At 53.6% G+C, this 14,512-nt stretch carries 12 protein-coding genes; 9 read left to right on the top strand and 3 right to left on the bottom strand.

Annotation, left to right across the window (positions count from 1 at the left end; all coding sequences use genetic code 11):
- The first annotated feature begins 42 nt into the window (after positions 1 to 42).
- A complete protein-coding gene (gene clpB / locus FYJ64_RS00640) occupies positions 43 to 2,643 on the top strand; it encodes an ATP-dependent chaperone ClpB (RefSeq protein ID WP_154573319.1) in 2,601 nt (866 codons plus the stop codon).
- A 145-nt stretch (positions 2,644 to 2,788) separates the two neighbouring features.
- On the opposite strand, the gene FYJ64_RS00635 is transcribed toward clpB, so the two are convergent.
- Positions 2,789 to 3,451: a GntR family transcriptional regulator gene (locus FYJ64_RS00635; RefSeq protein WP_154573318.1), complete on the bottom strand. Its 663-nt coding sequence runs from the start codon at positions 3,449 to 3,451 to the stop codon at positions 2,789 to 2,791.
- Between the two features lie 364 nt (positions 3,452 to 3,815).
- Between FYJ64_RS00635 and nth the strand changes: the two genes are divergently transcribed.
- Positions 3,816 to 4,439 carry an endonuclease III gene (gene nth / locus FYJ64_RS00630; RefSeq protein ID WP_154573317.1) on the top strand — a complete coding sequence of 208 codons (624 nt, stop codon included), beginning with the start codon at positions 3,816 to 3,818 and terminating at the stop codon, positions 4,437 to 4,439.
- A gap of 691 nt (positions 4,440 to 5,130) precedes the next feature.
- Here the strand turns inward: nth and FYJ64_RS00625 are convergent.
- Complete coding sequence (locus tag FYJ64_RS00625; RefSeq protein ID WP_154573316.1) at positions 5,131 to 5,631, bottom strand: SEC-C metal-binding domain-containing protein; 501 nt, start codon at positions 5,629 to 5,631, stop codon at positions 5,131 to 5,133.
- Complete coding sequence (locus tag FYJ64_RS00620; protein WP_154573315.1) at positions 5,628 to 6,605, bottom strand: homoserine dehydrogenase; 978 nt, start codon at positions 6,603 to 6,605, stop codon at positions 5,628 to 5,630. The genes FYJ64_RS00625 and FYJ64_RS00620 overlap by 4 nt, the downstream gene beginning before the upstream one ends.
- Positions 6,606 to 6,771: 166 nt before the next feature.
- Between FYJ64_RS00620 and trmL the strand changes: the two genes are divergently transcribed.
- The 7 genes from trmL to FYJ64_RS00585 all read left to right on the top strand — a co-directional run bounded on the left by trmL (position 6,772) and on the right by FYJ64_RS00585 (position 14,485).
- Positions 6,772 to 7,242: a tRNA (uridine(34)/cytosine(34)/5-carboxymethylaminomethyluridine(34)-2'-O)-methyltransferase TrmL gene (gene trmL, locus FYJ64_RS00615; protein WP_154573314.1), complete on the top strand. Its 471-nt coding sequence runs from the start codon at positions 6,772 to 6,774 to the stop codon at positions 7,240 to 7,242.
- A gap of 60 nt (positions 7,243 to 7,302) precedes the next feature.
- A complete protein-coding gene (gene rpoN / locus FYJ64_RS00610; protein ID WP_154573313.1) occupies positions 7,303 to 8,682 on the top strand; it encodes an RNA polymerase factor sigma-54 in 1,380 nt (459 codons plus the stop codon).
- Between the two features lie 83 nt (positions 8,683 to 8,765).
- Positions 8,766 to 9,791, top strand: coding sequence for a type I glyceraldehyde-3-phosphate dehydrogenase (gene gap / locus FYJ64_RS00605; protein ID WP_075711685.1), 1,026 nt, complete (start codon positions 8,766 to 8,768; stop codon positions 9,789 to 9,791).
- Positions 9,792 to 9,815: 24 nt separating this feature from the next.
- Complete coding sequence (locus FYJ64_RS00600) at positions 9,816 to 11,000, top strand: phosphoglycerate kinase (RefSeq protein ID WP_154573312.1); 1,185 nt, start codon at positions 9,816 to 9,818, stop codon at positions 10,998 to 11,000.
- Between the two features lie 244 nt (positions 11,001 to 11,244).
- Positions 11,245 to 11,994, top strand: coding sequence for a triose-phosphate isomerase (gene tpiA, locus FYJ64_RS00595; RefSeq protein WP_154573631.1), 750 nt, complete (start codon positions 11,245 to 11,247; stop codon positions 11,992 to 11,994).
- Between the two features lie 140 nt (positions 11,995 to 12,134).
- Positions 12,135 to 12,368, top strand: a complete 234-nt coding sequence (gene secG / locus FYJ64_RS00590) for a preprotein translocase subunit SecG (protein WP_075711687.1) — start codon at positions 12,135 to 12,137, stop codon at positions 12,366 to 12,368.
- A 107-nt stretch (positions 12,369 to 12,475) separates the two neighbouring features.
- Positions 12,476 to 14,485: a sodium-translocating pyrophosphatase gene (locus tag FYJ64_RS00585; RefSeq protein ID WP_154573311.1), complete on the top strand. Its 2,010-nt coding sequence runs from the start codon at positions 12,476 to 12,478 to the stop codon at positions 14,483 to 14,485.
- The last annotated feature ends 27 nt before the right edge of the window (positions 14,486 to 14,512 follow it).

Raw genomic sequence — 14,512 nt, 5'->3', positions numbered from 1 at the left:
TCAGAGATTAATACAGTCAGTCATGAGGGGGTGAATTTACCAATGAACATTGAAAGATATACACAGAATGCGCAGAACGCGGTTGTGGAATGCCAGAATATCGGCGTTTCGGAGGGCCATCAGGTCCTGGACGGGGAGCATCTGCACCTTGCCCTGCTGATGCAGAAGGAAGGGCTGATACCCAAGCTTGTGAAGTATATGGGCGCGGATCCCACGGCGATGATCGCCGATCTGGAGGCTGAGATGGAGAAGATTCCGAAGGTTTCCGGGAATGCGGACAACGTTTATGCGTCCAGACGGCTGAACAAGCTGTTTATTGATGCGGAGAAGCTGGCAGATCAGATGAAGGATGAATACGTCAGTGTGGAGCATCTCTATCTCGCTCTGCTTGCCGAGAAGGGAACGCCGTCGGCGCGTCTGTTCAGCAAGTATTCGATTACAAAGGAAAAGTTCCTGGATGCTTTGTCGAAGGTGAGAGGAAATCAGCGGGTCACCAGCCAGAATCCGGAAGAGAATTATGAGGCTCTGGAGAAATACGGCCGCGATCTGGTGGAAATGGCCCGGCAGGGCAAGCTGGATCCGGTAATCGGAAGGGATGCGGAGATCCGTCACACCATTCAGATCCTTTCCCGCCGTACAAAGAACAATCCGGTGCTCATCGGTGAGCCCGGTGTCGGCAAGACTGCCGTTGTCGAGGGACTTGCCCAAAGGATTCTGAAAGGCGATGTTCCGGAGGGACTGAAGGATAAAACTATTTTCGCGCTGGATATGGGCGCGCTGATTGCGGGCGCCAAATTCCGGGGCGAGTTCGAGGAACGGCTGAAGGCCGTGCTGAACGAGGTGGAGAAGTCGGAAGGGCGGATTCTTCTGTTCATCGACGAGATCCATAATATAGTCGGAGCCGGACGGACAGAAGGCTCTATGGACGCAGGCAATCTGCTTAAGCCGAAACTGGCAAGAGGAGAACTGCACTGCATCGGAGCGACCACGCTGGACGAATATCGCAAGTATATTGAAAAGGACGCGGCGCTGGAGCGCCGGTTCCAGAAGGTGCTGGTGGATCAGCCGAGCGTAGAGGATACGATTTCCATTCTGCGTGGACTGAAGGAAAGGTTTGAAATTCATCACGGAGTCCGGATTACGGATAACGCGCTGATTGCCTGTGCCAGACTGTCGGACAGGTATATTACAGACAGGTTCCTGCCGGACAAAGCCATCGACCTGATGGACGAGGCGGCGGCGCGGATACGTACTGAGATCGACAGCATGCCGGCTGAACTGGATGAGATCAGCCGCAAGATTATGCAGCTGGAGATCGAACGGCAGGCACTGAGCAAGGAGGACGACAAAGCCTCCAGGGCGAGACTTGCCGCACTGGAGAAGGAACTTGCGCAACTGAACGATGAAAACTCTGCGATGCGGGCACAGTGGGAAGGCGAGAAGAAAGCTATTTCCGCTGTGAAGGAAACCAAGAAGGAGATTGAAAACGTCCGTCAGCAGATGGAAGAGGCGGAGCGTAATTACGATTTGGAGCGGCTGGCGAAGCTGAAGTACGGAGATCTTCCCGCGCTGGAAAAGAAACTCGAGGCGGAAAAGGCCAAATCAGACGAGGCGGAGGAAAATCGTCTGCTGAAGGAGGAGGTCGGCGAAGAGGAAATCGCGGAGGTGGTTTCTTCCTGGACCGGTATTCCGGTGGCGAAGCTGGTGGAGACCGAGCGGGACAAGCTGCTGCGTCTGCCTGAGATTCTGCACAAAAGAGTCGTGGGCCAGGACGAAGGAGTCCAGTCCGTTGCGGAGGCCATCCTCCGCGCCAGAGCAGGGTTGAAGAATGAAAACCGGCCTATTGGTTCCTTTATTTTCCTGGGGCCCACCGGTGTCGGCAAGACCGAGCTGGCGAAATCACTGTCAGAGGCTTTGTTCGACAGCGAAAAGAATCTGATTCGTATCGATATGTCCGAATACATGGAGAAGCACTCCGTTTCCAGACTGGTGGGAGCGCCTCCGGGATATGTTGGATACGATGAGGGCGGACAGCTGACAGAGGCGGTCCGCAGGAGACCGTACAGCGTTATTCTGTTCGATGAGATTGAGAAGGCTCATCCGGATGTCTTCAACATTCTGCTGCAGCTTCTGGACGACGGCCGCCTGACGGATAATCAGGGACGTACGGTGGACTTCAAGAATACGATTATCATCATGACGTCCAACATCGGCAGCGCAGAGCTGATCGACAATATTTCCCAGGACGGGCGTATCGACCCTGAGGTCAGAGACCGGGTGGAGGGAGAACTGAAAAACTACTTCCGTCCTGAGTTTCTGAACCGTATTGACGATATCATTGTGTTCAGCCCGCTGACAGAGGAGCAGATCGTGAAGATTATCGAGCTTTCCATGCAGTCTCTGGAGAGCCGCCTGGCAGAGAGGGATATCACCCTGACGCTGACGGACGCCGCGAAGCGCAGAATCGCGGACGAGGCCTACGAGCCCGCCTATGGTGCGAGACCGGTCAAGAGATATCTGCAGAAGCATATCGAGACTCAGCTTGCGGAAATGATTATTCGCGGGGACGTCTACGACGGAACCGGCGTCACAGTGGATGCTGACGAGAACGGACTCACCTTCCATACGGAACAGGAAGCTTAACTGAATACGTACAGAACAAAGAGGCCGCGCCAGCCGCGTGCTCCGGATAACAGTTTTGAAACTGCAGAATTGACGGAGCACCGCGGCGGCGCGGTTTGTTTTGTCGTAAAATACCGGATTAGGTGGTCCGGCCTAAAGGAAGAGCCTATTTGAATTTCCTTTTGGCGGAGTTTTCCATGTGCCGTTTCATCGCCGCCGCGCCGGCCTCCGGATCTCCGTCGCCAAAGGCATCGTAGATGTCGCGGTGCTCCGCGAGCACATCCCGGAGGTAATTCGGAGCATAATAGTTTGACGGATTGCAGTGACGAAGATACAGCTGGTACGCCGACAGCTGCTGGAGCATCATACGGTTGTGAGTGGCGTGATAGATGATCTGATGAAATGCGATGTTTATGTTCAGCATTTTCGGAATGTCGTTTTTCATTGTGTAGAATTCCATGAAAGCAAAGGTTTCGTCCAGCTCGGACATTTCCTTTTCTGTTATCCGCTCAATTGCCCAGCGAACCGCGGTGACCTCTCCCTGAGAACGGAGCACATAGATGTCATGGATATCCTGCTCCGTCAGAGCTTTTACGAAGGCACCCCGGTTGGGGATGGTCATAATCAGGCCGTCTGCCTCCAGCTGCCGCAGAGCTTCCCGAACCGGCGTGCGGCTGACACCGTACTGATTGCAGATTTTGATCTCTGTAAGCTTTTCACCGTCCTCCAGCTTGCCGGTCAGAATATCCTCCTGAAGCTTGGAAAAAAGATTGCTGGATAACGGCAGGTTATTATTTTGTTCATCCTCCAGATATTGAATGATTGACATGTGTCACTCCTCGGTAATTCGTAAATTGAATATGCGCATCAGGCTCCCTCCGGAAAGTTCCCGCTGGAACCTCTCCGCCTGCAATTCCCTGCCAGAGCATCTCTGCCGGACCTGATGGGCGTGGACGGTGCTTCCGTCCCTGAATATTATACGGGAATCACAGGGCCCGGTCAAGGAGGCTGCCGCAACTGAGGGTTTCCCGACTGCTGCGCTGCACATGAGGATCTCCCGGATGTCACGCCCGGGAGATCCCTTAGTGCTGCACCGTGAGCTTCCCCAAGTGCGGCGTTTCCCGCGCCTGACACAAACTGCCGCCGGGCGGGATTCCTTGCGTTTTTGTGCATCCGGTAATATAATAGGGGGCATGGATAAGAAAAGAGTAACAAAGATTCTGGATCTGCTTGAGGCAGAATATCCGGATGCCGGGTGTGCGCTGCATCATCAGAACCCGTTTGAACTTCTGGTAGCAACGGTGCTTTCCGCACAGACCACGGATAAGAGTGTAAATCAGGTCACGCCTGAGCTGTTTCAGGCATATCCCGACGCCCGGGCGCTGGCTGAGACGGAGCCCGGAGAAGTGGAGAAGTATATCCGCCGCATCGGGATGTACAAAACCAAGTCGAAAAACATCGTTGCTTTGGCGCGAAAGCTCTGCGATGAGTACGGCGGCCGGGTTCCCAATGATTACGATGCGCTGGTGTCGCTTCCCGGCGTGGGCCGTAAGACTGCCAATGTGGTGCAGTCAGTTGCTTTTGGGGTACAAAGGATTGCGGTGGACACGCATGTGTTCCGGGTCAGCAACCGTATCGGTCTGGTCCGCGAAAAAAATGTGCTGGACACAGAAAAGGCACTGATGAGGACCATCCCGGAAAACCGGTGGACGGACACTCACCACTGCCTGATTTTTCATGGAAGAAATTGCTGCACTGCCAGGAAACCGCATTGTGAGGAATGCTGTATTGCGGCGCTCTGCGAGCAGAACCTGTAAACCGCCACGCACTGAAGCGCTGCGGTTCTGGCATGGGACCTGCATCAACTCTGCGGCGCTTCAGCTTGCAGTCGCTGTGCTAGGTCTCCAGCGTTAGCGGCCGCCGCCGTAAACTGCCACGCACTTAAAGTGCTGCGGTTCTGGCATGGGCGCTACATCGCCTCTGTCTTTGCCTTCGGCTCGCCAGTCGGGCGCCGTAAACCGCCACGCACTGAAGCGCTGCGGTTCTGACATGGGACCTGCAACAGCTCTGCAGCGCTTTGGCTTGCAGTCGCTGTGCTAGGTCTCCAGCGTTAGCGGCCGCCGCCGTAAACCGCCACGCACTAAAGTGCTGCGGTTCTGGCATGGGCGCTACATCGCCTCTGTCTTCGCCTTCGGCTCGCCAGTCGGGCGCCGTAAACCGCCACGCACTGAAGCGCTGCGGTTCTGACATGGGACCTGCAACAGCTCTGCAGCGCTTTGGCTTGCAGTCGCTGTGCTAGGTCTCCAGCGTTAGCGGCCGCCGCCGTAAACCGCCACGCACTAAAGTGCTGCGGTTCTGGCATGGGCGCTACATCGCCTCTGTCTTCGCCTTCGGCTCGCCAGTCGGGCGCCGTAAACCGCCACGCACTGAAGCGCTGCGGTTCTGACATGGGACCTGCAACAGCTCTGCAGCGCTTTGGCTTGCAGTCGCTGTGCTAGGTCTCCAGCGTTAGCGGCCGCAGCAATTTTTGTATTTTTTGCCGCTGCCGCAGGGGCAGGGGTCGTTTCTGCCGGGCTTTTTCGGAGCGTGGTAGATTTTGGATTTTTTGTATTCCTTTGAAATCCTTTTGCGCGTGTCTTCATCGAGGACGCCGGACCAGGCCTCCAGGGAGTAGAGATGAGGTGCGTCGGCCTGCCACATGTTATAATACAGTTTCTCAAAATCGACATCAAGGTCGATGGCGGAGTCCTCGGTCATGGACTCGATATCGAGGTTGTCACCGTTCTTCAGGCTGCTTTCTATGCCGTCCAGAAATCCTTCAAAGATGACCGGGCGAACCTCGAATTTTTCGGATAACTCACCCAGGGCTCCCGTCAGATGCTCGTCATGGTGCTCCAGAATATGGGAGTAGATTTTCATTTCAGCCTTGCAGTACTCGTCCCAGAACGCTTCAAAGGTGTCGTCTGTCTGGTTCTCCAGCAGGGTTTTCCAGTCAGTGTATAAACTCATTTTAATGCCTCCGTTCTCATGATGGAAATAATGTCGCCGACGATGGCGCTTCCGGTGGGCAGCGCTCCGGCTCCTTTACCGTAGAACATAACCTCGTCCACGGCGTTCCCGGTGATATAGATGGCGTTGAACTCGTTATTCACGCCGGCCAGAGGATGATCCAGAGGGATCTCCATGGGACGGATCTCGCAGCTGAGGCCGCCGTCGCCGGCTACCGCTGCCTTTGCGATAAGTTTGATTTTGCATCCTCTATCGCGGGCGGCCGCGATATCGTCCATCGTGACGCCGGTAATTCCCACAGTCGGGATATCCTGTGGCGGTACATACTGGTCAAAAGCCAGTGCCATCAGAATCGACAGTTTGTTGGCAACATCGATCCCTTCTACGTCCGCAGTGGGATCTGCTTCCGCGAAGCCTTTTGCCTGTGCGTCCTTCAGAACCTCATCGTAGGGGAGCCCTTCGTCGCCCATCTTGGTGAGAATATAATTGGTTGTTCCGTTCAGAATTCCCATGACCTCTGTAAAGACATTACCCGCCAGCGCTTCTGTAATCGCAGTCAGAGCAGGGATTCCGCCGCCGACACAGGCCTCGATGCGAATCTGCACTCCGCTGTCCTCAGCGGCTTTTTTCAGTTTGCCGTAGTTCGCGGCGACCGCCGCCTTATTCGGAGTTACAACATTTTTTCCGTTTTCCAGCGCTTTCAGCATCCAGGAACTGGACGGCTCGATTCCGCCGAGTGATTCCACAACGATGTCGATATCGCCTGCGGACAGAATATCATCCACATTCTGCGTCACGACGGAAGGATCCACACCGTGCGCTTCGATTGCCTTCTGATTGATCTCCAGGATCCGGGTCACCTCATAGTCAACGCCGGTCCGTCTGCGAATGACGTCCCTGTTGTCTCTCAGGATGTCGTATGTTCCGCCGCCGACCGTTCCCAGTCCGAGAATTCCGATGTTGATTTTTTTCATAATTCCTCCTATAACGTAGCTTTCCGGTTCATTATATAACAAATATAAAATTTTGTCTTTATCTTTTGTCAAAAAACAAGTATGATGATATCGGTCGGATATCTTCAGAGAATCAGGAAGGGAACCCGGCCGGAGCATAGGAAAACACAGGAGGAAAAAATACGCCATGGCATTGCATATCGTTTTCGTAGAGCCGGAGATTCCGCCGAATACAGGTAATATCGCGCGGACCTGTGCGGCGACGGATTCTGTGCTGCATCTGGTGGAACCGCTGGGTTTCCATATCGATGACAGGGCTGTGCGCAGAGCGGGACTGGATTACTGGCCGTATGTGAAACTGCAGGTGCATCCGGATCTCGAAAGCTTCATGGATGAGTACAGGGAGAACAGGATGTTTTTCGCGACGACAAGGGGCGGTTCCCTCTATACAGAGGTCGCGTACCGCGACGGGGATATGCTTTTGTTCGGCAGAGAAACCCGGGGGCTTCCGCGGGAATTGCTGGAGTCGCACAGAGAACAGACAATACGGATTCCCATGAGCGAAAATACTCGTCTGCGATCGCTGAATCTGGCGAATTCTGCCAACATAATTTTGTTCGAGGCGCTGCGGCAGTTAGGCTTTCCGGGGTTGAAATAGCGCCCCGGTATGGTATAATATTTGCATAAAGAAGAATGACGAAATCAGGCAGAGGAAACAATGAAGCTTGGATATGAATTAACAATAGAACAGAAACAGCAGCTGTCGATGACGCCGGAGCTGATTCAGGCAATCAAGATCCTGCAGCTCAGCAATATGGATCTGTTTGACTATGTTCAGAATGAGCTTCTGGAAAACCCGATTCTGGAAGAGGCCCATCACGACGGAGACGCGGAGCAGTCGCCGGTGGAAATCGATATCCGCGACCGGATTGCGGAAGATGACTACGATGACGGGAACGACCGCCAATGGGAAAATCATTCGGATCGGGAGGAGTACACTTTTGAGCAGTTTACGTCGGCGGAACAGACCCTGCAGGATTATCTGACGGAGCAGCTGAATTTCAGCAGACTTACCGGGCGGGACCGGCAGATCTGCAGTTTTATCATTGAAGGAATCGATGAGAACGGCTATCTGACGCTTTCCATGGAGGAAATCACAACGATGATGGACACCGACGAGGAGACGGTCGAGCGGATTCTGGGCTATGTGCATCAGATGGATCCTACCGGAGTCGGCGCCAGAAGCCTGGCCGAGTGCCTGGAGATCCAGCTGGCGTCCCGGGGAGAACTGACGGACGAGCTGGAATACATCATCGAGAACATGTTGAACGATGTCGCGGATAACCGGCTTTCCAAGATTGCCAGGGCGGTGGGAATCCGGTGCGAGGAGGTGCAGCAGGCGGTGGATCTGATCCGGAGCCTGGAGCCCAAGCCGGGACGGCAGTTTGCCAACAGCGGGGAATCCACCCGTTATGTGATTCCGGACATCATTGTAGAGAAAATCGATGGAGAGTATGTGGTTTCCAGCAATGATTCCAGTATCCCCCGTCTGATGGTAAGCTCCTACTATAAAAAACTGTCCGGCGCTGCGAAGCAGGACGCGGATCTGAACAATTACCTGACCAGCCGCTTCAATTCAGCCATGTGGCTGATCCGGAGCATCGAACAGAGAAAACAGACTATCATGAATGTGGCAGCGGCGATTGTCCATTATCAGGAGGATTTTTTCGAGAAGGGTGAAAAGTTTATCCGGACGCTGACGCTGAAGCAAATCGCAGAGGAACTGGGCGTTCATGAATCTACGGTCAGCCGGGCGATAAACGGAAAATATATGCAGAGCCCCAGAGGGGTGTATGAACTGAAGTACTTCTTCTCCAGCGGCGTGCCGGTGGCGGGCGGAGCAGGCGGACTGTCATCCAACAGCGTGAAGTCCATCATCCGCGAGATCGTTGACGGCGAGGACCCGAAGAAGCCGTACAGCGATCAGGATATGGTGGCGCTGCTGAAGGAAAAAGGAATCGAGATTTCCCGCCGGACTGTGGCGAAATACCGCGAGGGGATGGGAATTCTGTCCTCCTCCAAGCGGAGAAGATACTGAACTTAACATTGCTTTCAATATCGCAAGGATATTTAAAGAATACGAATCAACAAATACTTTATGTGCCGAAAGGAGAAAGAGAGATGGCAGCAAAGGTAGGAATCAGCGGATTTGGAAGAATTGCGAGAGTCGTGATCAGGGCTGCGCAGGATATGCCGGAAATCGACATTTGCGGGATTAATGTGAGAAATGCGAATATCGAATATATGGTATATATGCTCAAGTATGACAGCGTCTTCGGACGGTTCCCCGGCAAACTCGAGCAATACGATGAAGGGATCATCATCGATGGCAAGAAGATCCCTGTGTACAGCGAATCGGAAGCGAAGAACATTCCGTGGGATCGCTGCGGAGCGGAGTACATTGTGGAGGCGACAGGCGCCTACAATACCACAGAGAAGGCGCAGGACCACATCGACTCGGGTGCGAAAAAGGTTATTATTACCGCACCTGCGAAGGACAAGACCACGCCGACTTTTGTCTACCGCGTCAACAGCGACCAGTACACAAGCGACATGAACGTGGTCTCCAACGCGTCCTGCACGACTAACTGTCTTGCACCGCTGTGCAAGGTCGTGAACGACGAGTTCGGCATCGACCAGGGACTGATGTCCACTATCCATGCGGCGACGGCCAAGCAGAAGGTCGTAGATGCCCGCTCCCTGAAGGACTGGAGAACCGGACGTTCTGTGTTCGGGAACGTGATCCCGACCACGACGGGGGCCGCCAAGGCGGTCGGACTGGTGATCCCGGAGCTGGCGGGAAGAATGACGGGAATCGCTTACCGCGTTCCCACGAATGATGTTTCAGTCATCGACCTGAACATCGTATTGAAGAAGTCGGCATCCTATGAGGACATCTGCCGGGCGGTCAAGAAGGCTTCCGAGACTACACTGGCCGGAGTCATCGAATATGTGGATGACGAGGTTGTTTCCGGCGATTTTGTCGGCGACCCCTGCACGTCGATCTTCGATGCCAGAGAGGGAATCGAGCTGAACGACAAATTCTTCAAGCTGATCGCGTACTACGACAACGAGTACGGCTATTCCTGCAAAACGCTGGAGCTGATAAAGCATATGTATTCGGTTGACCAGTCAGCGAAAAACTAAAGGAGAAGAAAAAGGAGTACGGTTATGAAAAAGACAATACGGGATATCGACGTAAAAGGAAAAAAGGTTATTGCACGCTGTGATTTCAATGTGCCGATGCAGGAGGGCAGAATTACCGACGATACGAGAATACGGGCGGCGCTGCCCACCATCGAGTATCTTCTGGAGCACGATGCTGCCCTGATACTGATGTCCCACATGGGACGGCCGAAGGGAGAGCCGAAGATGGAATTTACCCTTGCGCCGGTCGCGGAGAGATTGTCTGAGTATCTGAAGAAAGAAGTGAAATTCAAATCTTCACCGACCGTCGTCGACGATGAAGTGAAAAAGATGGCAGAGGAACTGAAGCCCGGAGAGGTAATGCTCCTGGAAAATGTCCGGTTCCGTAAAGAGGAGACGGAGAACGACCCCGCTTTCGCGAAGGAACTGGCGTCACTGGCGGAAGTCTTTGTACAGGAAGCTTTCGGCACGGCTCACAGAGCGCATGCGTCAACCGCGGGAATCGCGGATTACCTGCCGGCTGTTTCCGGATTCCTGATTGAAAAGGAAGTAAAGTTTCTGGGAAGCGCGGTAGAGGATCCGAAGAGACCCTTTGTGGCCATCATGGGAGGCGCCAAGGTCGGCGACAAAATTCCTGTTATCCGGAATCTGATCAGCCGCGTGGACACTCTGATCATCGGCGGCGGCATGGCGTACACCTTTTACAAAGCGATGGGGCTGGAAATCGGAACCTCCATTCTGGATGCTGATAATACAAAACTTGCCGGCGAATTGATGAAGCAGGCGGAAGAGGCCGGGGTGAAAATGCTCCTGCCGGTGGATGTAGTCTGTGCCGCGGCGTTCGAGAACGATGCGGAAACCGTTACGGTGGATCGCGACAAAATGCCGGCGGATATGATGGGAATGGATATCGGACCGAAATCGGCGGAGCTTTTCGCGGAGGAGATCGGTAAGGCGGCGACGGTCGTCTGGAACGGACCGATGGGCGTTTTCGAGATGCCGAATTTCGCGGAGGGAACAAAGAAGGTCGCTGAGGCTCTGGCAGCCAGTGATGCGATTACCGTCATCGGCGGAGGCGATTCTGCTGCGGCTGTCGAGCAGTTCGGCCTGGCGGACAAGATGACACATATCTCCACGGGCGGAGGCGCTTCGCTGGAGTTCCTCGAGGGAAAAACACTTCCGGGAATTGCTGTGATTCAGGACAAATAATCTTACTGCATTGCTGAGACGCCGGCGCCGCATACGCGGTGCCGGCTGTCTTCCGTATGCAGGACGGACATAATTAATGCGTGCTCAGCTGCCGGATATGCCTGAAATGCCGATGATGGTGAGCGTATTCGGCAGCCTGCCGATAAACTGACGTCAGCGCCCGTTAAGTCCGGCGGAAACTTTCCAACGGGGACTTAACAGGCAGACACTAATTATCATCAAATGGAGGTAATCAATTATGGCTATGAGAATTCCGTTTATCGCGGGAAACTGGAAGATGTTTAAAACAAAGAAAGAAGCGAAGGAATTCGCGGAAGAGTTCAGGACGCTTTATAAGGATACCGACGTGAGAACCGCGATCTGTGCTCCGTTTACCCAGCTCGATACGCTGAAAGAGGCTTTTGCCGGAACGAGTATCGGAGTTGGTGCACAGAATGTCCATTTCGAGGACGAAGGAGCATTTACCGGAGAAATCTCCCTTCCGATGCTGAAGGAGATCGGCGTCGATTACTGCGTAATCGGTCATTCGGAAAGAAGGCAGTACTTCAACGAGACGGATGAGACGGTCAACCTGAAACTGAAAAAGCTGCTGAACGAGAGTGACATCGTTCCTATCCTCTGCGTCGGCGAGAATCTTGAGCAGAGAGAGGCCGGCAGTGAAAAGGAAATCGTAGAGGGACAGATCCGGGCAGATCTTGCCGGCATCAGCGCAGACAAGGTCGCATCCATGGTCATCGCGTATGAACCGATCTGGGCGATCGGAACCGGAAAGACCGCGACGCCGGAGCAGGCGGGAGAGATGTGCGCTGTGATCCGCGGTATCATCGAAGAACTGTACGACGAGGATACCTGCGACCGGGTAATCATTCAGTACGGAGGCAGTGTCAAGCCGGAAAACGCGACGGAAATCATGAATATGGACGAGATAGACGGAGCTCTCGTGGGAGGAGCCAGCCTGATTCCTCAGAAATTTATGGATATCATCAATTTCTGAGGCCTTTCAGGCAGCCGCTTTTTAGACAATCCGTGTGATTTGCCTAATTCAGCCACAATTTAGCTGATGAAAGTCTTGATTTTTCCGGTCTGCTATGATATTGTTTAATAGTTAAATCAGACCAGGAGGGAAATTAGAATATGTACATTGCTATGATGGTCGTTCTTGCGATCGTAAGTGTGATCCTGATTCTGAGCGTATTGCTTCAGGAGGGGAACAGCGACGGGCTGTCCGGTTCAATCGCGGGCGGTGCGGAGCAGCTTTTCGGCAAGAAGAGAGGCCGCGGATATCAGGGAATCCTGAACAAGATTACCATCGTGATGTCCGTCGTGTTCATCGTACTTTCTCTGGCGCTTGTGACGCTTGGAAAATAGAGTACGTAGAACATGAAAGAATGTGTTTAAAATTTTATTTTATATTTCTGCGTGTTAAGAGGTACTGCTGAGTACCTCTTAATGTGCGTAAAAATGGGAGGTATTATATGTTGAAGTTTGTTGCTCCTATTTGCGCTGTGATCGCACTGGTGACGGCTTTCGGGCTTGCATCGTGGATCAGAAAGTGCGGAGATGGAAACGACAGGATGAAGGAAATCTCAGGATTCATCCGTGAGGGTGCGTTTGCGTTCCTGAAGAGAGAGTACAAGTTCATGGCGGTTGTCATCGTTGTTCTCTGTGTTCTTCTGAGTCTGTTCATCAGCCCGACTACCGGTATCCTGTACCTGATCGGCGCGCTGCTGTCCGTACTCGCGGGATTCTTCGGAATGAATGTTGCGACATTGGGGAATGTCAGGACTGCTGCTGCGGCGGAGGAGTCCGGCATCGCAAAGGCTCTGAAGATCGCGTTCCGTTCCGGATCCGTTATGGGTCTGTGTGTTGCGGGACTGGGACTTCTGGGTCTGTCCGTTGTGTTCTGCGTGCTGAATCTTGCAACAGTCGTGGAGTGCATTACAGGTTTCGGATTCGGAGCTTCTTCCATGGCGCTGTTCGGAAGAGTCGGAGGCGGTATCTACACTAAGGCCGCAGATGTCGGCGCTGACCTGGTAGGAAAGGTCGAGGCCGGAATTCCGGAGGATGATCCGAGAAATCCGGCGGTTATCGCAGATAACGTAGGCGATAACGTAGGCGACGTTGCCGGAATGGGTTCTGACCTGTTTGAGTCCTATGTAGGCTCCATTATTTCCGCTATCACTCTGGCTGCAGTCGCGGTTTCCGAGGCAGAAGTGAGCGGCGCGTTTGACGAGAGAACGGCGGCCATCTTCCCGCTGATTCTTTCCGCGATTGGCCTCATCGCATCTGTTGTCGCGATTCTTTGTGTAAGAGGCAGCGAGAACTCAAGCCCTGCAAAATCGCTGAACATGGCGACCTATATCAGTGCCGTGATCGTAATCGTCGCGTCACTGATCCTGAGCAAGCAGATGCTTGGCGGATACAACTATGCTTTCGCAATCATCGCCGGACTTATTGTCGGCGTCTTAATCGGAAAGATTACCGAAATCTATACTTCAGCCGATTATCGTCATGTTAAGAAGATCGCGGAGCAGTCCCAGACCGGGTCGGCTACCACGATTATCAGCGGACTGGGCGTTGGAATGCTGTCCACGCTCTGGCCGATTATCTGCATCGCAGTTGGAATTTATATTGCATACAGCTTTGCCGGCGTTTACGGAATTGCACTTTCCGCAGTCGGAATGCTGTCCATTACAGGAATTACCGTAGCGGTAGACGCATATGGCCCTGTTTCTGATAACGCCGGCGGAATTGCGGAAATGTCCGAACTGCCGGAGAGAGTCAGAAACATTACAGACAAACTGGATTCTGTTGGGAACACTACGGCGGCGATCGGAAAAGGATTCGCTATCTGTTCCGCGGCACTCACCGCGCTGGCACTGTTCGTCTCCTTTGCGTCTGTTGCACAGCTGAAGGCGATCGATCTTCTGCACCCGATCGTCATCATCGGACTGTTCATCGGCGCTATGCTGCCGTTTATCTTCTCCGCGATGACGATGAATTCGGTAGGAAGAGCGGCGAATCAGATGATCGAGGAGGTCAGAAGACAGTTCCACGAGGACGAAGGCATTATGGCCGGAACATCCAAGCCGGATTACAAAAAATGTGTTGACATTTCAACGACAGCCGCACTGAAGGAAATGATCGTTCCGGGTCTGATGGCGATTGTCGCTCCGATCCTGGTCGGTTTCGTTCTGGGCGCAGACGCCCTGGGCGGAATGCTGGCCGGAGCGCTGGCCGCCGGCGTGCTGCTGGCCATCATGATGGCAAACGCGGGCGGTGCATGGGACAACGCCAAGAAGTATGTCGAGGAAGGAAATTACGGAGGCAAGGGTTCTGATACTCACAAGGCAGCCGTTGTCGGCGATACCGTCGGAGATCCGTTCAAAGACACTTCCGGTCCGTCCATCAACATTCTGATCAAGCTGATGACCATCGTATCGCTCGTATTCGCTCCGCTGTTCGGAAACGGACTTCTGGGCTAACGGACAGAACTATTGAAATCAAAAGGC

The organism is Hornefia butyriciproducens (assembly GCF_009695915.1).
GTDB lineage: Bacteria > Bacillota > Clostridia > Peptostreptococcales > Anaerovoracaceae > Aminicella > Aminicella butyriciproducens.
This window is presented reverse-complemented; position numbering and strand designations above follow the sequence as displayed.

Bases quoted from the DNA above. Each gene is read 5' to 3' on its own strand.
- gap (WP_075711685.1), top strand. From the start codon at position 8,766: ATGGCAGCAAAGGTAGGAATCAGCGGATTTGGAAGAATTGCGAGAGTC.
- FYJ64_RS00585 (WP_154573311.1), top strand. From the start codon at position 12,476: ATGTTGAAGTTTGTTGCTCCTATTTGCGCTGTGATCGCACTGGTGACG.
- FYJ64_RS00625 (WP_154573316.1), bottom strand. From the start codon at position 5,631: ATGAGTTTATACACTGACTGGAAAACCCTGCTGGAGAACCAGACAGAC.
- clpB (WP_154573319.1), top strand. From the start codon at position 43: ATGAACATTGAAAGATATACACAGAATGCGCAGAACGCGGTTGTGGAA.
- secG (WP_075711687.1), top strand. From the start codon at position 12,135: ATGTACATTGCTATGATGGTCGTTCTTGCGATCGTAAGTGTGATCCTG.
- nth (WP_154573317.1), top strand. From the start codon at position 3,816: ATGGATAAGAAAAGAGTAACAAAGATTCTGGATCTGCTTGAGGCAGAA.
- tpiA (WP_154573631.1), top strand. From the start codon at position 11,245: ATGAGAATTCCGTTTATCGCGGGAAACTGGAAGATGTTTAAAACAAAG.
- FYJ64_RS00635 (WP_154573318.1), bottom strand. From the start codon at position 3,451: ATGTCAATCATTCAATATCTGGAGGATGAACAAAATAATAACCTGCCG.
- FYJ64_RS00620 (WP_154573315.1), bottom strand. From the start codon at position 6,605: ATGAAAAAAATCAACATCGGAATTCTCGGACTGGGAACGGTCGGCGGC.
- rpoN (WP_154573313.1), top strand. From the start codon at position 7,303: ATGAAGCTTGGATATGAATTAACAATAGAACAGAAACAGCAGCTGTCG.
- trmL (WP_154573314.1), top strand. From the start codon at position 6,772: ATGGCATTGCATATCGTTTTCGTAGAGCCGGAGATTCCGCCGAATACA.
- FYJ64_RS00600 (WP_154573312.1), top strand. From the start codon at position 9,816: ATGAAAAAGACAATACGGGATATCGACGTAAAAGGAAAAAAGGTTATT.